This window comes from Brevibacterium album DSM 18261 (genome assembly GCF_000426445.1).
In the GTDB taxonomy this organism is placed as follows: Bacteria; Actinomycetota; Actinomycetes; order Actinomycetales; family Brevibacteriaceae; genus Brevibacterium; species Brevibacterium album.
Window position 1 is genome coordinate 374744 of sequence record NZ_AUFJ01000009.1, and the last position, 17967, is coordinate 392710.

Below are 17967 nucleotides of genomic sequence, written 5' to 3' on the forward strand. Positions count from 1 at the left end.
GGGCGGCAGACTCGATCAGCCGAGCTTGACGTTGATCTGCTTGATCTGTGTGAAGCCCTCGAGCATGCCCTCGAGCGAGGCCTCCCGGCCGAGGCCGGACTGCTTGTACCCACCGTACGACTGACCGGCCACCTGGCCGCCGCCCTGGTTGACCTGGACCCAGCCGGACTCGATCCGGTTGGCGGTCGTGAGCGCCGCATCGAGGTCCTTGGAGAACACGAATGCCGCGAGGCCGTACTCGTTGTCGTTGGCCATCTCGACGACCTCGTCCGCATCGCTCCACGGGATGACGGAGAGCACGGGACCGAAGATCTCCTCCTTGGAGGTCTGCCAGTCGTTGCTCGCCCGCGAGAAGATGATGGGCGCGTGGTAGAAGCCGGGCTCGCCCGCCTCGAGCGTCTTCCGGCCGTCGTAGGCGATCTCCACGCCCTCCATCGACTCGCCGATCTCGATGTAGTTCTGGATGGTGTTCCACTGCTTGGCGGAGTTCACCGCACCGATGTCGCTGGCCTCGTCGCGCGGGTCGCCCACCTTCATCGCCGCGACGCGCTCGACCACCTTGGCGAGGAACGAATCGTAGATGTCCTCGTGGATGAACAGCCGCGAACCCGAGGTGCAGGACTGCCCCTGCCTGGCGAAGCGGGTCGTGAGGACCACCTGGTCTGCGACGGCGTCCGTGTCCGAGTCCGGGAACACGATCGTCGGCGACTTGCCGCCGAGCTCCATCGAGGAGTGCGCCAGCCGCCTGCCCGCGATCTCCGCGATGTGGCGGCCCACTCCGGTGGAGCCGGTGAACGAGACCTTGTCGACGCCGGGGTGCACAGCCAGGCGCTCGCCGATCACGGAGCCCTTGCCGGTGACGATGTTGAGCACGCCCGCCGGGAAGACGTCCGCGATGATGCGGCCCATCTCCAGGATGGTGAGCGGGGCGTCCTCGGCGCACTTGAGGACGAGGGTGTTGCCCGCGGCGAGTGCGGCCGGGGTCTTGAACGCCGCGATCATGAGCGGCGAGTTCCAGGGCAGGATGCCCGCGACCACGCCGAGGGGCTCGCGCCGGGTGTACTGCAGCTGCTCGTCCCCGGCCGGGAGGGTCACGCCCTTGACCTCACCGGCGACGCCGCCCATGTAGCGGAAGATGTCCACGAGGGTCTGGGCCTCCGGCCGCGCCTGCGTGCGCAGCGCGTTGCCGGTGTCGAGCGCCGTGAGCTGCGCGAGGTCCTCCATCTTCGCCTCGAGCGCGTCCGCGGCCCTGAGCAGGAGCTTCTGGCGCTCCTTGAAGTGCAGGCCCGCCCAGGCGGGGAACGCCGCGCGTGCGGCCTCCACTGCGCGGTCGGCGTCCGCCTCCTTGCCCTGGGGCACGGTCGCGATGACGACATTGCGGTCGATGGGGGTGATGACGTCAGCGGTGGAGCCGTCAAGCGCATCGACCCACTCGCCGCCGATCAGCATCGGCCAGTGCTTCTTCTCCGGGAATCCTGTCATTGTGCCTCCTTCGTACGTCGGCGCCTCCGCACCGCGTGAGCGGCACCGCTGCCGGCCTCCGCCCCGAGGGCGCACGGCGTGAGCGCGGTGTTCGTCACTGAACTGCCTTCCGAGCATAGCCATCCGTACGCAGTGCGCGCATCGCCGTCTCCCGCACGGAGCGCACCGGACGAGAGCGATGCCCGCACACCCGCTGTGCGCGTGCGCGCGGCCGTCCCCGTGGGAGCGATCCCCGCGGCAGGTGCCCCGCAGGCGCAGCCGGTGCCCCGCCGGTGCGGGGCGGCGTCCGGAGCCCGGCGCCCGTATGCTGGCATCCATGTCCGCAGAACCGCTCGAGACGATCATGGCCGAGGACTGGGCACAGGCGCTCGCCCCCGTGGAGCCCGTCATCCGCACGATGGGCGCCTTCCTCCGCGAGGAGAACACCGCGGGCAGGGGCTATCTGCCGCCCGGGGACCGCATCTTCGCCGCCTTCGAGAACCCCCTGGCCGAGGTGAAGGTCCTCGTGGTCGGCCAGGACCCCTACCCCACCCCGGGCCACCCCATCGGGCTCTCCTTCTCCGTGGCGCCGGACGTCCGTCCCCTGCCGCGCTCGCTCACGAACATCTACCGGGAGCTCGCCGAGGACCTTGGTATCCCGCCCGCGCAGACCGGCGATCTCCGCCCCTGGGCGCGGCAGGGGGTCATGCTCCTGAACAGGTGCCTCACCGTGATGCCCGGCAAGCCCGCTTCGCATCGCGGCCGGGGCTGGGAGCAGGTCACGGACCGGGCGATCGAGGCCCTCGTCGAGCGCGAGCAGCCGCTCGTCGCGATTCTCTGGGGGCGGGACGCACAGTCGCTGCGGCCGCGGCTGCGGGGTGTGCCCACCGTCGAGTCCGCGCATCCCTCGCCGCTGTCGGCCTCCCGCGGGTTCTTCGGCTCGCGCCCCTTCTCCCGCACGAACGCCCTGCTGGAGGAGATGGGCGCAGCGCCTGTGGACTGGCGCCTGGAGTGAGCCTCCGGCGCGGGTCGGCAGCCGCCCGCACGGCGGAGGCCGGCAGCCGCTGCCGAGGCGGGCACCCGCTCGCACCCTGCTTCAGCCGGCAGTCCGCGCCTCATGCCCCGTCCCCGCGCTCAGCGAGCGGGTTCCCGGCTCATGAATCCGCCTCGGCGGCGCTCTTCCCACGCCTGCGCATGAACCGCCGCCCCGCCTTCCCGTAGGGCAGGGCGGTGGCGAGGAAGCCGCCGAACACGCCGCCGACCGCGAGCGCGGCATTCGTCGCGACCGCCGTGAACAGCGCGGAGAGCCCGTCGGAGAGGTTGACCCCCTCCGCCGGCTGGACGATCGTGTACGCGGCGGTGAAGATCGAGAGTCCCGACAGGATCGGGTAGATCCCCGGGATGAGGATGACCGAGGGCGGCGCGCCCAGCCGCAGCGCCGTGGGGCGTGCGAGGAGGCCGACGACGGTGGAGGCGAGGAAGCTCGTCAGCATGCCGTGGAGGCCCGCCACCAGGCACAGGACCATGACGACGAAGCCCGCGAGGCCGATGAGGCTGGTGGGCAGCAGCAGGCGCTTCGAGGCCTGCATGCCGATCGCTCCCCCGGCGGCCACCAGCAGGGCGGCGAACAGCGAGACGAGTGTCGTGAGGAACTGCGTGCCCGTGCTCGGCAGCGTCACCTCGATGGTGCGCAGCCCCACCGCATCGCCCACCGTGATGCCTGCGGCGATGCCGGTGACGATGGCGGTGAAGGACAGCCCCACCTGGATGACCCTGCCCGAGGCGGTGAGCGGGAAGTCCGTGAGCGCGTCCTGCACGGCGGAGACCAGCCCCATGGTGGGCAGGAGCAGCACGATGCCGGAGGCCACGAGGAACTGCGGCGTGGAGATGAGGTGGAGGGTGTTCGCGAGCATCGCGATGACCGTGATCGCCATCGCCTGGAAGACGACGATGAAGAAATAGGGCATGCGGGTCCGCCCCAGCAGCGTCCCGAACCGCATGTTCGCGAGCGTGATGACGAAGCCCAGCAGGGAGGACACCCAGGAACCGCCCACGAGGTTCACGAAGCCGGCCACGAGCGCGCCCCAGGCCACGGACACGAGCCATTCGGGGTACGGCCGCTTCTGCCGGCGGATCGCGTCGAGGCGGTCGCGGGCCTCCTGGTAGTCGAGCTTCCCGTCCACGAGCTCGGTCACGAGCGCGTGGACGGCGGAGAGCTTCGCGAAGTGCAGGGACTCCTCGCGGTTGACCCGCATGACGGTGAGCATGCGCCCCTCGGGGTCCATGTAGTGCACGGTGAGCGAATTGGAGGTGAGGTCGACCTCCGCCGTGGACAGGCCCAGGGAGGTGCACACGGCGATGACGGACACCTGGACGTCCTGTGTGGACGAGCCGGCGCGCATCATGATCGCGCCCATGTCGACGGCGAGGTCGAGGATCCGTCGGGCCTCGTCCTCGTTCTTCGCGGCCGCCTCCACGGGCGCGGAATAGGGCGTGCCGCGCAGCACCGCGACGATCGGGATGGGATTGGTGCTGGGCTGCGAGTCGTCGACGATCTTCGTCACCGCGCGGCGGGCGATCCGCTGCGCGGCCCGGGCGGGATTGACGCTGGGACGCTGACCCGAGGTGCGGCCCAGCAGGCTCCGCACCTGCGAACGCCGTGCCGACCCTCCGGTGCCGACCCCGCCCACCGGTGCAGTGCGTGCATCGCCCGTCGGCGGAGTGGGGCGGCCGCCGGTCGGGGCGGTTCCGGCCTCGCTGTCCGGCACAGAGCCGCGGACTGAGTCGGGAGCGGTGCGGGCGGCACCCGTGGGTGCTGTGCCGGCCTCGCGGCCCCGACCGGCCTCACGGTCACTGCCGGCCTCCCCGCGCACCCTCGCCGCCGAGGCGCCCGTGGGCGCCGTGCCGGCCTCACCGGCGGAGCGGCCCGCACCACCGGAGCGCGCCTCATTCCCGGAGCGCACCGTCCTCGCCGTGCGCTCGCCCGGGGCACGGCCGTCTGCGGGCGCGCTTCCGCGGGGTCCGTCGGATGCCGACGGACCCCGCTCATCCTCGGGCGTCCTCGGGGCCTGGGTCACCGGCCTCCGACGCCCCTCTCCGCGGAGCCGGCCGGCTGTGCTGCGCGCGTGGGGCCGAACGGGTCGGCCACCTCGGCCTCCCCGCTCGCGGCGTCCCAGCGGTACACCTCGCGTCCGGAGACGTAGACGCGCTCCGCACGGGCGTGGACGTCGAGCGGGTCGGCCGACCACACCGCGATGTCGGCATCGCGTCCCGGCGCCAGCGAGCCCACGCGGTCGTCGAGACCGAGCATCGCAGCCGGGTTGATCGTGAGGGACTCGAGCGCGACGACGGGGTCCAGGCCCTCCTTCACGGCGAGGGTCGCCTCGTGGATGAGGAAGTTGATGGGGATGACCGGGTGATCGGTGGTGAGGGCGATGCGGACGCCGGCCTCGGCGAGGGCGGCCGGCGTCGCGAGCGTGCGCTCCCGCAGCTCGACCTTCGACCGGCTCGTCATGAGCGGGCCCACGATGACGTCGACGCCCTTCTCCGCGAGGAAGTCGGCGAGGAAGTGCCCCTCGGTGCCGTGGTTGACGACGAGGCGGTAGCCGAACTCCTCGGACAGCCTCACGGCGGTGGCGATGTCATCGGCGCGGTGGCAGTGCTGGTCCCAGATGAGATCCCCGGACAGCACCGAGGCGAGCGTCTCCTTCCCGAGGTCCCGCGCGAAGGGCTTGCCCTCGACATGGGCGGCCGCGCGCGAGGCCACGTAGTTCTGCGCCTCGACGAAGGCCTCGCGCAGGACCGCGGCCACGCCCATCCGCACGGACGGCAGGCGGCCCTTCTCGCCGCCCACGCGCTTGGGGTTCTCGCCCAGCGCGGACTTCACCGACACGTTCTCGCGGATGACCATCTCGTCGACGATCCGGCCCCACGTCTTCACCGCGACGGTCCGGCCGCCGATCGGATTGCCGGAGCCGGGCTTGACGACGGCGGAGGTGACGCCGCCGCGCAGCGCGTCCCGGAAGCCCAGCTCGCGCGGGTTGATCGCGTCGAGGGCGCGCAGCTTGGAGCCGTCGGCCACCGTCATCTCGTTGGTGTCGTCGCCGGACCATGCCTCGCCGTCCTCGTGGACGCCGAGATGGCCGTGCGCCTCGACGAGGCCGGGGGTCACCACCCGGCCCTCGCAGCGGACGACCTCGACGCCGGCGGGGATCTCCACCTCGGAGGCCGGTCCCACCGCCGCGATCCGCCCCTCCCGCACCACGACCACGCCCGCGTCGATGGGTGCCGCCCGTCTTCCCTCGGCATCCGCGACGGGCAGGACGCGGCCTCCCGCGAAGACGATGTCGCGGACTGCGGGAACGGGAACGGAGCGGTACACGGGACCTCCTGAGGGGCGACGCGGCTGGGACCGGTGCCGTCGCTGATCCGCGGTGCGCAGTGCCCTCGCGCGGTGCGGCGGCGTCTCCCGGACTACGTTACCGCCGGACCTCCGCTCCCGTGGCAGGTGCCCTTAGGATGGCGGGGACGTGGGGGAAGCTCTCACGGTTCCCGCAGGAGGTCTGCGGACCGCGCCGCCCACGCCTCCCGCCCACCGGATGCCCCAGGAGTGCACACGTCATGACGTTCGCAAGCTACGTGGCCATAGGCGACTCGTTCACCGAGGGCCTCATGGACGTCCACGCGCCCGCAGGCGCAGCCCCCGAGAGGACCGCGGGGGCGACCGCCGAGGCCGCGGCCCTGGGTGCGAGCCTCGCCGAGGCCGCGGGCACGGCCGCCCTCGAGCCCGCCCAGTCCCAGGAGCGGTTCCGCGGCTGGGCGGACCGGCTCGCGGAGCAGCTGGCCACCTCGCCCGCGGGCTCCGAGGACCTCACCTACGCGAACCTCGCGATCCGCGGGCGGCTCGCCGATCAGGTGCTCGCGGAGCAGCTGCCGCGCGCGCTCGAGCTCGCGCCAGACCTTGTGAGCATCTGCGCCGGCGGCAACGACTGCCTCCGGCCGTACACCAGCATCGACGCGCTGGCGACGGAGATGGAGAACGCGATCGTGGCCCTGCGGGAGGCCGGGATCACCGTCCTCATGGTCAACGGCTACGACACGGAGACCTCGAGCCCTCTGCTCAAGGCGATGCGGCCGCGCGTGGCGACGTACAACAGCCACCTGTGGACGATCGCCCAGCGGCACGGCTGCTACATGCTCGACGTCTGGGGCATGCGCGATCTCTACGCCCCCGAGATGTGGGCCGAGGACCGCATCCACCTCAGCCCCGCCGGGCACGAGCTGGTCTCCCGGCAGGCGCTGGCCACCCTCGAGGGGACGCCGGGCACCCGCTCGGGCTTCGCGATGCCGGAGCGGCCGGGCCGGCAGGTGCGCCAGGCCGTCGCCGAGGAGGCTGCATGGGTGCGCACGCACCTCGCGCCCTGGGTCTCGCGCCGGCTCCGCGGAGTCTCCTCCGGTGACGGGCTGGAGCCCAAGTACCCGCAGCTCACCCGCGTGCGGGGAGAGAACCGCGGCTGATCCGCACGGCAGGGCCCGCATATTCCCTTCGGCACCCAGGCGTGGTCGGGTGTCAGAGGGAATATGCGGGCCCTGGGCCGAGCGTCAGCCGCCGGCCAGCAGGTCCTGCAGCGGGCCGGAGATGAAGTACACGGCGAACAGCGCCGCGGTGAGGTGCATGAGCGGGTGCACCTCGCGGAACCGGCCGCGCACCAGCATGATGACGACGTAGGTGATGAAGCCCGCGCCGATCCCATTGGTGATCGAGTAGGAGAACGGCATCATGACGATCGTCATGTACGCCGGGATCGCCAGCTCGAGGTCCTTCCAGTCGATGTCCGTGATCTGCTGCATCATGAGGAAGCCCACGAGGACGAGGGTGGGCGAGGCGGCCTCGGTGGGGATCACGGCGGCGAGCGGGGCGAGCAGGATGGTGAGCAGGAACAGCACGCCGGTGACGACGTTGGCCAGGCCCGTGCGCGCGCCGTCGCCGGCGCCCACCGTGGACTCGATGAAGCCGGAGTTCGAGGAGGTTCCGCCCAGGCCTCCGCCGATCGCGCCGAGAGCGTCGGCCACCATGATGCGCTTGGCGTGCGGGATCTCGCCGCGCTCATCCTCGATGCGCCCGGTCTTCGAGACCGCGACCATCGTGCCGAGCAGGTCGAAGAAGTTCGCGAGCAGCATCGTGAAGACCGCGAGCGCGGCGGAGATGATCCCGATGTGGGCCCAGGAGCCCAGCAGGTTGAAGGAGCCCAGCACGGAGAAGTCCGGGAGGCTCAGCCACTGCTGGTCGAGCGTGGGCACGGACAGGCCCCAGCCGTGCTCATTGGCGACCTCGCCGTCGGGGCCGGTCTGCGGCCCCACGCGGAACACGGCCTCGAGGACGAGCGCCACGACGGTCGCGCCGATGATCGAGAGGAGGATCGCACCGCGCACCTTCGCCGCCCACATGACGAAGAGGGCGAAGAGGGCGAGCAGGAAGATCACGAGCGGCCAGCCGGAGATGTAGCCGTTCATGCCCAGCTGGAATCCGGGGCCGCCCTCATAGGAGATGAAGCCGGTGTTGATCATGCCGATCATCGCGATGAACAGGCCGATGCCCACGCTGATCGCCGTCTTCAGCTGCGCGGGCACCGCATTGAAGATCGCGGTGCGGAAGCCCGTGAGCACGAGGATGAGCAGGATGACGCCCTCGATGACGACGAGGCCCATCGCGTCCGCCCAGGTCATGCCGGGCAGGGCCACGATGCCGTAGGTGAGCAGGGCGGAGAGGCCGAGGCTCGAGGACACCGCCATCGGGAAGTTGCCGACGAGGCCCATGAGGATCGTGAGCAGGCCCGAGACGAGCGAGGTGGCCGCCGCGATGGCCGGGAGGTTGGGGTCGGCTCCCCCACCGAGGAACTCGCCTGCCGAATCCGCGACCGTGCCCATGATGAGCGGGTTGAGGACGACGATGTAGGCCATCGCGAAGAAGGTCGCGACGCCGCCGCGCACCTCGCGCCCCACCGTGGAGTTGCGGGTGGAGATCTCGAAGAAGCGGTCGAGGAGGCCGGGGCCGCGGCCCTCGGATTCTGCCGTCGAGGCCGGGCCGCGGTTCTGCTGCGAGGTGCTGTCTCTGCTGGGAGTTCCGGGTGAAGTCACCGCCCCATGCTAGCGAGTCCGGGCACCGCGGGCCGCGATCGTACGGAGAAGGCCCTCCGACCTGGAGCGATGCCAGGTCGGAGGGCCTTCTCTCCGTCAGGGAGCCCCCTGCCGGATTCGAACCGGCGACCCTCTGTTTACAAGACAGATGCTCTGGCCAGCTGAGCTAAGGAGGCGCTGCTCCGCGCGTGCGCCACAGGCGAGCTCACCCGACCGAACTCGCGGACGCCGCACACAGCGCTGAAAGTCTACGACACGGAAGCGGTGCCGCGCGAACCCGCCGACCCCGTTCCCGCGGACGCGAGCCACCCGAAACGCCGCTGACCGCCCCGTCATATGTGGGCGGCCAGCGGCGCATGGGGTGGGATGCCGGAAAGCAGCCTGCCTCAGCCGATCGCGCGCACCAGGTCCGCCGCGAACGCCTCGGGATTGCCCCAGTCGCCCTCGTAGGGCTCGCCGTCGATCGTGATGTACGGAGTGCCCTGCAGCCCCTCGTCGTTCAGAGCCGTCTGCGTCTCCGCCGCCACGTACTTCTCGAAGGCCACCTCCGTGGTGCACTCGGTGACGGTCAGCCCTTCGCCCGCGGCCTCGGAGACCTCGGCGCCCATGTCGGCACCGGCCTCCTCCGCGATGCCCATGAGGTCCTCATCGGACATGCCTTCGGTGCCCTCGGCCGGCTGCTGCGCGAAGAGCGCCGCGAACACCTCGGGCAACACTGCGGCCTGGCCGGAGTCGGCGAGGCACGTGACCATGTTCGCCGAGCGCGTCGAGTACTCATTGCCCATCGAGAAGCGGTCCAGGATCGCCACCGGCTCGTACTCGAGGATGATCGAGCCCTCTTCGGCAAGCCTGTTCACCGTCTGCGCATTCGCGTCCTCGAACGCCGCGCAGCCGGGGCACTGGAAGTCGAGGTACACCTTCACCCGCGGCGCATCGGCAGGCGTCTGGCTCTCCTCGACCCCCGGCAGCCCGGACGCCTCGACCTCTTCGGCCGCTGCCTCCGGTGCCACGGCCATGAGCCCGTCACCGTCGCTCGCAAGGGCGAAAGCGCCCGAAGCCAGGTTCTGGGGGGACGCCGTGGGCCGCGTGGAGTTCCACACGAGAGCGCCCACCACCACGAGCACCGCCGCCACCACGACGGCGATGCTCGAGTACACGATGACCTTCACGGTCTTCTCCCGCTTGGCCTGCGCCTCGGCGATCTGCCGCGCCTGCTCCCTGGCCGCACTGCGGCGCTCTTCACTCGAAGACTTGTTCGCCATGCTTCCTCACGGTCGTTGATGTTTCAATCGTCAGTTCCGGGACATCGTCTCATCGTCCGCGCCCGTGCGCACCTCCGCTGCTCCCACAGCGATATGTGCTGTCTCTGTGCGCGCGGACATCAGCGCATCCCCGGCTCCGGCAGGAACTCGAAGGGGCTGCCCTGGATCGGCCACCACAGGGTCGCCGCCCCGCCGAGCACAGTGCTCAGCGCCACGACGGACAGGAGCAGGAGCACTCCCGCCCAGATCCACTCCCGCGCCGTCGTCCGCACCGCCGGTGCCACCAGCGCCCGGGAGCCCCGCCGCAGGTTCGCGGATCCCGGTCCCAGCCAGAGGACCAGACCGAACACGGCTGCCGCCGCCCAGATGCTCCAGTCCGAGCTCCTGCCCGCAGGCACGATCCCCAGCACGTCCAAGCGCATGAGGACTGCGGCCGCACCCGCGGCGATGAGCGGCAGGAGTGAGGAGAAGACGGTCGTGAACACGGACGCGATCGCCGCGCCCGGGGCCTTCGCCGCCGAGCTCCAGCCCGAGGCCGCCTGCGGTCCGTACTCCGCCAGCCGCCGCCGGTGCGCGAGGAACAGCCGGCCGGCCGTGCGTGCGAGGATCTGCCACACCCCCGCGAGCGCGAGGACGACGAAGGGGCCCAGTGCGGCCAGCGCGATCCCGAGCACGTTGAGGCCGAGCAGCAGCCATGTGCCGCCGCCCCGCCGCTCCGGGGACGCATACGGCTGCGGATAGCCGGGGTCGTAGCCCACCGGCGCAGTCGCCTGCCGCTCACCGTCCCGCTGATCGAGCGTGAGCGCACCGTAGGGCCGCTCCCCGGAGCCCGACGGGGGCGGAGAGCCATAGGCCCCTTGCGCACTCGGACCGGACAACATCGCACCGGACTGCATCGCACCGGGATGCGCGGGGCGCATCCGCGCGGCGGCATGAGGCGATCCCACCTGCGGGGCGGGCACGGCATGCGCATATCCCGCAGGGGCCTGCTGCACCGCAGGCGCGTAGACCTGCGTGCCCTGCGGACCAGCCGCCTGGCCCGAGGGGCCGAACGTCCTGCCGGGCAGATCGGAGCCGTGGGCGCCGTGGGTGGGCCGCGGCTGGCCCATCTGCCCGCCGGCGTGCGCCGCGCCGGACATCCCCGCCGAGGCGCCCCCCGCCAGTGCACCGCCGGCCAGTGCACCGCCGGCCAGTGCACCGCCGGCGAACCCGGCCGCCTGGCCGGGCTGCGGGATCTGGGTGCGGGCGCTCCCGCCCAGCTCGGGGACGCGGCCGGACTCGATGTCCACGAGCGCCTGGAGGATCATGGCCCCGGAGGGACGTCTCTCCGGCTTGGGCTCGAGACACGCGCGCAGCAGCGGGACGAAGCGCGCGGGCACGTCCTCGAGATCGACCTTGCCCATCGCGACGCGGCCCAGCACCGCCTCGAGCGGGCCGGAGCCATAGGGGTTGCGGCCTGTGGCGGCGAACACCATCGTCGCCGCCCAGCCCCACCAGTCCGTCTTCTCGCTCGAGGCCTTGCCGTCCGCGATCTCCGGGCTGAGGTAGCCGGGCGTGCCCATGACGAGGCCGGTGGCGGTGACCTTCACCTCGTCCGCGACCTGGGCGATGCCGAAGTCGATGACCATCGGCTCGCCGTCCATGATCATCACGTTCGCCGGCTTGAGGTCGCGGTGGACGACGCCGGCGCGGTGGACCGCGCTCAGGGCGTCGAGGAGGGCGTGGCCGAAGTGGACGAGCTCGTCCTCCGCGAACGGCCCGTTGTCCCGGACGTCCGCGGACAGGGTGGTGCCGTCGACGAACTCGGTGACGATGAAGGGACGGTCGGAGTCGAGTTCCGCGTCGAGGACCTCCGCGATGCGGGGATGGTGGATGCGCCGCAGGGTGCGGACCTCGCGGGCCAGGCGCTTGCGCGCGGTCTCGTCACCGGAGATATGGGGATGGAGGACCTTGACCGCCACCGGGGAGCCCTCCCCGTCGACGCCCAGATACACCACACCCATGCCGCCCGATCCGAGCTGCTCGATGAGGCGATATCCGCCGAGTTCCTCCGCTTCCACGCGTCTAAGCTTAGGGGAGAGACCTGAGGACTTCTCAGAGAGGCGGAGATGATGACTTCCACCGAGACCACCACCGCCGCGGGCGCCCCCGGCGCCCTGTTCGACTTCGTCGTCATTGCGAACAGGCTGCCGGTCGACCGCGACGACACGCAGGACCCGCCCGCCTGGAGGACGTCGCCCGGCGGGCTCGTCACCGGCGTCGCCCCCGTCATGCAGCAGCGCAGGGGCGCCTGGGTGGGCTGGGCCGGAGCCGCGGATGCGGAGTTCGCCCCCTTCGACCTCGACGGCATGCACCTCGTGCCCGTGCCCCTGAGCGCGAAGGAGCTCGAGCGCTACTACGAGGGCTTCTCGAACGCGACCCTGTGGCCGCTCTACCACGATGTGATCGTGCACCCGGAGTACCACCGCACCTGGTGGGAGGCCTATGTGCGGGTGAACGAGCGCTTCGCGCGGCAGGCGGCGGAGATCGCGGAGCGCGATGCGACCGTCTGGGTGCACGACTACCAGCTGCAGCTGGTTCCGCAGATGCTGCGGGAGCTGCGCCCGGATCTCGCCATCGGCTTCTTCAACCACATCCCGTTCCCCGCGTGGGAGATCTTCGCCCAGCTGCCGTGGCGTTCGCAGATCGTGCGCGGCATGCTGGGCGCGGACCTCATCGGCTTCCAGCGTCCGGCCGATGCCGCGAACTTCCGGCGCGCCGTGCGGATCGGCCTCGGCAGGCCCACCCGGGACACCGCGATCGCGGTCCAGGACGACACCGGCGCGCATTCGCACACCGCGCACGCGCGCGCCTTCCCCATCTCCATCGACGCCACCTCCCTGGACGAGCTCGCCCGCAGCGAGCGCATCATCGCCCGGGCCGCTGAGATCCGCAGGGAGCTCGGCGATCCCGAGGTGCTGCTCCTGGGCGTGGACCGGCTCGACTACACGAAGGGCATCCGGCACCGCATCAAGGCCTTCGGGGAACTGCTCAACGACGGTGCGATCCGTCCGGGCGAGGCCACGCTCGTGCAGATCGCCACGCCCAGCCGCGAGCGGATCGACCAGTACGTGAAGATCCGCCACGACGTGGAGCAGGCGGTGGGCCGGATCAACGGCGAGCACTCGACCCTGGACCACCAGGCGGTGCACTACTTCCACCATTCCTACCCGCGAGACGAGATGGCCGCCTACTACCTCGCCGCCGACGTCATGCTCGTGACGGCCCTCCGGGACGGCATGAACCTCGTGGCGAAGGAGTACGTGGCATGCCGGACGCACGATGACGGCGTGCTCGTGCTGAGCGAGTTCACAGGTGCCGCGGAGCAGCTCACCCAGGCCGTGACGGTCAATCCGTACGACATCACGGGGCTCAAGGCCAAGATCCTCGCCGCCGTGCGGATGCCGGCGGCGGAGAAGACCCGGCGCATGAAGCAGATGCGCAAGCGCCTGCGCTCGGACGATGTCCGCACATGGTCGGCGAACTTCCTGGGCACCCTCGACTCCCTGGCCGAGGACCGCCGCGCAGCCGGCTGGGAATCCGAGACCGAGGCCTGGGAGGCCGACGAGGACCGCGAGACCCGCACCGGACGCGAGGCGCGGCTCGACCGCGAGGCCGGTGAGACCGCCGAGGCCCGGCTCGACCGTGAGGCGGCCGAGGTCCGCCAGGCGGCCCAGAACGCCGAGGCGGCCGGGGTCGCCGGTGTCGCCGAGGCGGCTGGGGGCACCGAGGCGAGCGCTGCTGCGGTGGCGTCCTTCGCCGCCCCGGGCTCCTCGGGCGGACGCGATCCGGTCTCCCCCGGACAGGGCGGCACCGGACAGAGTGCCTCCGGGCAAGGCGCCTCCGGGCAGGGCACCGCCCGATGACCGTCATGCGCACACCGGGCGCGATCGACCTCTCGCCCCTCACGCAGGCGCGCACGACGCTCATCGCGCTCGACTTCGACGGTGTGATCGCGCCGCTGCAGGACGATCCCGCGACCTCGGCCCCGCTGCCGGCCTCCGCCGAGGCGGTGCGCGCGCTCAGCGCGCTGCCCCTCACCCCGGTGGGCTTCATCTCCGGCCGTGACCTCGCGGTGCTCCGCACGCTCTCCCGGGCGCCGGAGCCCACCCTCTTCATCGGCTCGCACGGACTGGAGACGGACTTCTCCGCGCTGGAGGCGTCCTCGGCGACGGCCTTCTTCGCACCGCTGACGGAGGAGGAGCGCGGGGCCCTCGCCGCGCTCGATGCGGCACTCGAGAGGATCGCGGCGGAGGACCAGGGCGGACCGGGCGGGCCGCTGCGGATCGAGCGCAAGCCGCTGGGCCGCACGGCGCACACGCGCGGACTGCCCGCCGCACGCGCCGCTCACCTCACCGCGCGGCTGCGGGAGCTCGCGGAGGCGATGCCCCGCCTGCGCAGCTTCGCCGGGCACGACATGACCGAGTTCGCGGTGCGGATGGAGACGAAGGGGGACGGGCTCGAGCGCATGATCGCGGCCACCGGCGCCGAGGCCGTGCTGTTCATCGGCGACGACGTCACCGATGAGGACGCCTTCGCGCGCCTGCAGCGCAGCACGGCGGACTCGGTGGCGGTCAAGGTGGGAGAGGCGGACACACTCGCCCCCTTGCGGATCGCGGACCCCGAGGCCGTCGCGGAGCTGCTGGGCCGCCTCGCCGTCGAGCGCGCGGCAGCCCTGCACTGAGCAGGACGGTGGACATCCGAGCACGCGGACGCCCGTGCCGCCGTCCTCACCGCCGCTGGACGGGCCTGACCGAGGCGCGGAGCACGAGGTCCGGCACCACGGCGAACTTCGCGGGCTCGCCGGGATCCCGTCCCGCGGCCTTCTCCCCCGCGATCCGCAGGAGCTCGGCCACCGCGGACTCGGCCAGGCTCGTCCAGTCGTAGGTCACCTGCGACATGGGCGGATCGAGCACATCGGCGTCCGGGATGTCGCCCACCGTCAGCAGGGAGAAGTCCTCCGGCATCCGCAGCCGCGCCCGCTCGGTTGCCTCGAGGAAGCCCATCGTCAGCGCGGGGGTGGAGCTGATCGCCGCGGTGCAGCCGCGCTCGAGGAGCTCCTCCGCGGCCTGGGCACCTGCCAGTAGGCCCGACCCGGCCAGAGCGACCGGCGCCTCGGCGCGCGTGGCCTGCACGTGGAGCGTCTGGGCGATCTCACGGCGGAAGGCGCTGATCCGCTCGTCCGCCGCCGAGTTCTTCGCCACCGCGAAGCCGATCCGGCGGTGCCCCATGTGCACGAGGTGCCGCACGGCGGTCGCGATGCCGCTGGAGGCGTCGAGGACGAACTGCGGCAGCCCCGCATGCCGCGCATTCGATATGCGGACCACCGGCAGTCCGGCGCTCGCGAACCGCACCGCCTCCCGTCCCGCATGCGCACCGCCGAGCACTATCACCCCGGCCGCTCCGCGCTCCAACAGCGGCGTCAGGAGGTCGACGGCACCGGCCGCGGGCAGCCCGGCGGTGGACCGCAGCGCGATGTGGCCGAGGGAGAAGATCCGCCGGTTGAGGGCGAGCGCGACCGTCTCATAGGGATCGACATCGGGCCCCACCAGCGCATTCGAGACCACGGCGATGAGCTCGGGGCGCGGACCGCTCCCCGCCGGGGCGGCGGGCGGCTCCACACCGAGGCTGCGCAGCACGTTCGCGACCGCCTCTCGTGCCGCAGGAGAGGTCGCCTGCCTGCCGCGCAGCACCCGCGAGACGGTGGACTCGGACAGACCGCTGAGCTCCGCCAGCCGCTTGAGCGTCGGCCGGCTCATGCGCGCACCCCCGCTGTCCTTCCCGCCGCGGCTGCCGAGGCCGGTGCCGCGTGCACGGCCGATGAGGCCTCCGCGCTCATCGCTGCACCGCCGTGGTCGAGCGCCGGGCGATGAGCATGGGGCGGAAGGTGGGCGGTACGGACGGCAGTCCCGGCCCCGGCACTCCCAGAGCGGTGCGCGCCCCCGCTGTGAGCGCCTCGGCCATCGCGTCCGTGTCGAAGCCGAGAACGGTGGCAGGCGGGCGGATGAAGCGCACCGTGAGCGAATCCCCGAGCCCCACGACGGAGAGGTCGCGCGGCACTGCGAGCCCGCGTGCGGCGATCCCGCGGAAGACCCCGTACAGCTGCAGGCCCGACTGCACGATGGCGGCCGTGCACGTGCGGTCCTTGAGCGCGATCGCGGCCTCGGTGCCCCCCGAGGCGGATTTGGGCACCCGCGCGATCCACTCCGGGAGGCGCTCGGAGAGGCCCGCCATCGGGTGCTCGCTGAGGAAGCGGTCCTGCAGCTGATCGGCCAGCATCCCCGTGTCATTGCAGATGAGGCCGATCCTCCTGTGCCCCATCTTGGACAGGTGATCGAACGCGAGCGAGAGCCCGCCGGTGAGGTCGATGCGCGCGGCGATCCTCTCGCCGCTGTGCGCGGGGCGGTCCTCGGGCCGGGCGGTGGCCTCGGCGAACCGGACGACGGGCAGCGGCACGTCCAGGGGTGCGAAGGTGGGTGTGACGACGAGGGAGGCACCCGCGCGGACCGTGGCGCGCAGCTCGCTGAGATCGGCGCCGAGCGCCGGCGCGGAGGTGAGCATGCCCATCTGCTGCAGGGCGTCGGAGACTCTGCCCATGACCTCGAGCTGCCAGTGCTCCGGCCGCACCGGCACCCCGACGGCGACGAGGGGATGGTGTGCGACGGGCAGCAGGGTCGAGCGCGAGTAGCCGAGCTCCTCCATCGCCTGCCGCACCCGCGCCGCCGTGGCGGCAGCGACCGGGCCGCGGTCGTTGATGACGCGGGAGACAGTGGTCGCGGACGTCCCCGCGCGCTGCGCGACATCCCCGACAGTGACCGCCATGGCCCCCATCCTAGTGCGGCCGCGGCACCTCGATCCGGTATGCGGACGTCGCCGCGCACGTGCCCGCGGAGTGCGCCACCATGAGCGGTGACACACCCACGAGGGGCGAGTCGGGCATCATGAGGATGCGACCCGTCCGGCAGTGCCGCAGGAAGGACACCCATGACCGCTTCGCAGAACCCCGTCCCCCAGGAGCACCACGACGGGCTCCCCCGCATCCCCGCACTGTTCGACCTCGGCGGGCAGACGGCCGTCGTGGTCGGCTCCGCCTCCGGCCTGGGCCGCGCGACCGCCGTGGGGCTGGCCGATGCCGGCGCCCGTGTGGTCTGCGCCGACCTCGATCTCGCCGGCGCCCGGGAGACCGCGGAGATCATCGCGGCTCGGACGCACGGCGCGCACGAGGCGAACGGGCCCGAGGCCGTGGAGCTGGACATCACCTCGACCGCGGCCGTCGACGCCCTCGCGGAGCGCTTCGCGGAGGCGCAGGTGCTCGTCATGACGCCCGGCCTCAATGTGCGCAAGCGGCTCACGGACACCGTGGACGCGGAGTTCGACCGCGTCATCGACGTCAACCTCAAGGGCACGTACCGGCTCATGCGGGCGTTCGGCGCGCGCATGGCCGAGCGCGGGCGCGGTTCGATCGTCACGTTCGCGAGCTTCCGCGCCCTCGTCGTGGAGCCCGGTCAGGGCATCTACGCCGCGGCCAAGGCGGGCGTGGTCCAGCTGACCAAGACCCTCGCGAGCGAGCTGGGCGGCTCCGGCGTCCGCGTGAACTCGATCCTGCCCGGCCCCTTCGAGACGCCGCTCACGGAGCAGATCAAGGCCGATGAGGAGTGGTGGAACGCCTACGCGACGAAGGGCGCGCTGGGCCGCTGGGGCTCCCTGCACGAGATCGCGGGCCCTGTGCTGTTCCTCGCCTCGGACGCCTCTTCCTATGTCACCGGCCACTCGCTGCTCGTCGACGGCGGGTGGATGGCGCAGGACGGGCGCTTCACCCCGCGCGTCTGAGCTCTCCTTCACCGCATCCCGCCGAGTGAGCGGTTCCTGTCGGTCTGAGCGTGGCATACCGACAGGAACCGCTCACCCGGTGAAGGAGGGGCTGGCCCCCCTGTGCCTCCGATGCGAGATCCGTCACGTCATAACGGATCGGAGCGACATCCGTCGGGGCGCTGTATAGGCTTCGCGAGGGCGCACGGCCGGCGCAGGCCTCCCGCCCGCGCCCTGCCTCCGTCCCGGGAACGCACTC

At 72.0% G+C, this 17967-nt stretch carries 13 protein-coding genes and 1 tRNA gene; 5 read left to right on the plus strand and 9 right to left on the minus strand.

All coding sequences use genetic code 11. The features are described from left to right. Window positions 1-15: 15 nt before the first annotated feature. Window positions 16-1482, minus strand: a complete 1467-nt coding sequence (locus K318_RS0101760) for an aldehyde dehydrogenase family protein (protein ID WP_029088205.1) — start codon at window positions 1480-1482, stop codon at window positions 16-18. 316 nt (window positions 1483-1798) lie between these two features. On the opposite strand from K318_RS0101760, the gene K318_RS0101765 reads away from it, so the two are divergent. After that, window positions 1799-2476, plus strand: a complete 678-nt coding sequence (locus tag K318_RS0101765; RefSeq protein ID WP_029088206.1) for a uracil-DNA glycosylase — start codon at window positions 1799-1801, stop codon at window positions 2474-2476. A 139-nt stretch (window positions 2477-2615) separates the two neighbouring features. Here the strand turns inward: K318_RS0101765 and K318_RS18625 are convergent, their stop codons facing one another. Then, window positions 2616-4424: a threonine/serine exporter family protein gene (locus K318_RS18625; protein WP_084499646.1), complete on the minus strand. Its 1809-nt coding sequence runs from the start codon at window positions 4422-4424 to the stop codon at window positions 2616-2618. A gap of 110 nt (window positions 4425-4534) precedes the next feature. After that, window positions 4535-5842: an amidohydrolase gene (locus K318_RS0101775; RefSeq protein ID WP_029088207.1), complete on the minus strand. Its 1308-nt coding sequence runs from the start codon at window positions 5840-5842 to the stop codon at window positions 4535-4537. A gap of 239 nt (window positions 5843-6081) precedes the next feature. Here K318_RS0101775 and K318_RS18630 point away from each other — a divergent pair, with 239 nt between their 5' ends. After that, window positions 6082-6978 carry an SGNH/GDSL hydrolase family protein gene (locus tag K318_RS18630; RefSeq protein WP_035280163.1) on the plus strand — a complete coding sequence of 299 codons (897 nt, stop codon included), beginning with the start codon at window positions 6082-6084 and terminating at the stop codon, window positions 6976-6978. An 84-nt stretch (window positions 6979-7062) separates the two neighbouring features. Here the strand turns inward: K318_RS18630 and K318_RS18635 are convergent, their stop codons facing one another. The 4 genes from K318_RS18635 to K318_RS0101805 all read right to left on the minus strand — a co-directional run bounded on the left by K318_RS18635 (window position 7063) and on the right by K318_RS0101805 (window position 11920). Beyond that, window positions 7063-8598 carry an NCS2 family permease gene (locus tag K318_RS18635; protein WP_084499498.1) on the minus strand — a complete coding sequence of 512 codons (1536 nt, stop codon included), beginning with the start codon at window positions 8596-8598 and terminating at the stop codon, window positions 7063-7065. Between the two features lie 102 nt (window positions 8599-8700). Further along, a tRNA-Thr gene (locus tag K318_RS0101790) sits at window positions 8701-8774 on the minus strand. 210 nt (window positions 8775-8984) lie between these two features. After that, window positions 8985-9860 carry a DsbA family protein gene (locus tag K318_RS0101795; protein ID WP_029088208.1) on the minus strand — a complete coding sequence of 292 codons (876 nt, stop codon included), beginning with the start codon at window positions 9858-9860 and terminating at the stop codon, window positions 8985-8987. A 119-nt stretch (window positions 9861-9979) separates the two neighbouring features. Then, on the minus strand, window positions 9980-11920 hold the full coding sequence (locus K318_RS0101805) for a serine/threonine-protein kinase (RefSeq protein ID WP_029088209.1): 1941 nt from the start codon (window positions 11918-11920) through the stop codon (window positions 9980-9982). A 51-nt stretch (window positions 11921-11971) separates the two neighbouring features. Here K318_RS0101805 and K318_RS18640 point away from each other — a divergent pair, with 51 nt between their 5' ends. After that, the gene (locus tag K318_RS18640; protein WP_084499648.1) at window positions 11972-13765 is read left to right on the plus strand and encodes an alpha,alpha-trehalose-phosphate synthase (UDP-forming); all 1794 of its coding nucleotides are present in this window, start codon (window positions 11972-11974) and stop codon (window positions 13763-13765) included. Between the two features lie 5 nt (window positions 13766-13770). Beyond that, the gene (otsB, locus tag K318_RS0101815; RefSeq protein WP_029088210.1) at window positions 13771-14583 is read left to right on the plus strand and encodes a trehalose-phosphatase; all 813 of its coding nucleotides are present in this window, start codon (window positions 13771-13773) and stop codon (window positions 14581-14583) included. A gap of 46 nt (window positions 14584-14629) precedes the next feature. Here the strand turns inward: otsB and K318_RS0101820 are convergent, their stop codons facing one another. Together K318_RS0101820 and K318_RS0101825 are read right to left on the minus strand one after the other, a co-directional pair. Then, on the minus strand, window positions 14630-15658 hold the full coding sequence (locus K318_RS0101820; RefSeq protein WP_029088211.1) for a LacI family DNA-binding transcriptional regulator: 1029 nt from the start codon (window positions 15656-15658) through the stop codon (window positions 14630-14632). 76 nt (window positions 15659-15734) lie between these two features. Beyond that, window positions 15735-16721, minus strand: coding sequence for a substrate-binding domain-containing protein (locus K318_RS0101825; protein ID WP_029088212.1), 987 nt, complete (start codon window positions 16719-16721; stop codon window positions 15735-15737). A 162-nt stretch (window positions 16722-16883) separates the two neighbouring features. On the opposite strand from K318_RS0101825, the gene K318_RS0101835 reads away from it, so the two are divergent. Beyond that, window positions 16884-17729, plus strand: a complete 846-nt coding sequence (locus tag K318_RS0101835) for an SDR family NAD(P)-dependent oxidoreductase (protein ID WP_051297330.1) — start codon at window positions 16884-16886, stop codon at window positions 17727-17729. Window positions 17730-17967: the final 238 nt, after the last annotated feature.

What these genes read in the sequence shown, in the direction of transcription:
- K318_RS0101760 (WP_029088205.1), bottom strand. Translation starts at nt 1,482, where the DNA reads ATGACAGGATTCCCGGAGAAGAAGCACTGGCCGATGCTGATCGGCGGC.
- K318_RS0101765 (WP_029088206.1), top strand. Translation starts at nt 1,799, where the DNA reads ATGTCCGCAGAACCGCTCGAGACGATCATGGCCGAGGACTGGGCACAG.
- K318_RS18630 (WP_035280163.1), top strand. Translation starts at nt 6,082, where the DNA reads ATGACGTTCGCAAGCTACGTGGCCATAGGCGACTCGTTCACCGAGGGC.
- K318_RS0101795 (WP_029088208.1), bottom strand. Translation starts at nt 9,860, where the DNA reads ATGGCGAACAAGTCTTCGAGTGAAGAGCGCCGCAGTGCGGCCAGGGAG.
- K318_RS18640 (WP_084499648.1), top strand. Translation starts at nt 11,972, where the DNA reads ATGACTTCCACCGAGACCACCACCGCCGCGGGCGCCCCCGGCGCCCTG.
- otsB (WP_029088210.1), top strand. Translation starts at nt 13,771, where the DNA reads ATGCGCACACCGGGCGCGATCGACCTCTCGCCCCTCACGCAGGCGCGC.
- K318_RS0101820 (WP_029088211.1), bottom strand. Translation starts at nt 15,658, where the DNA reads ATGAGCCGGCCGACGCTCAAGCGGCTGGCGGAGCTCAGCGGTCTGTCC.
- K318_RS0101825 (WP_029088212.1), bottom strand. Translation starts at nt 16,721, where the DNA reads ATGGCGGTCACTGTCGGGGATGTCGCGCAGCGCGCGGGGACGTCCGCG.
- K318_RS0101835 (WP_051297330.1), top strand. Translation starts at nt 16,884, where the DNA reads ATGACCGCTTCGCAGAACCCCGTCCCCCAGGAGCACCACGACGGGCTC.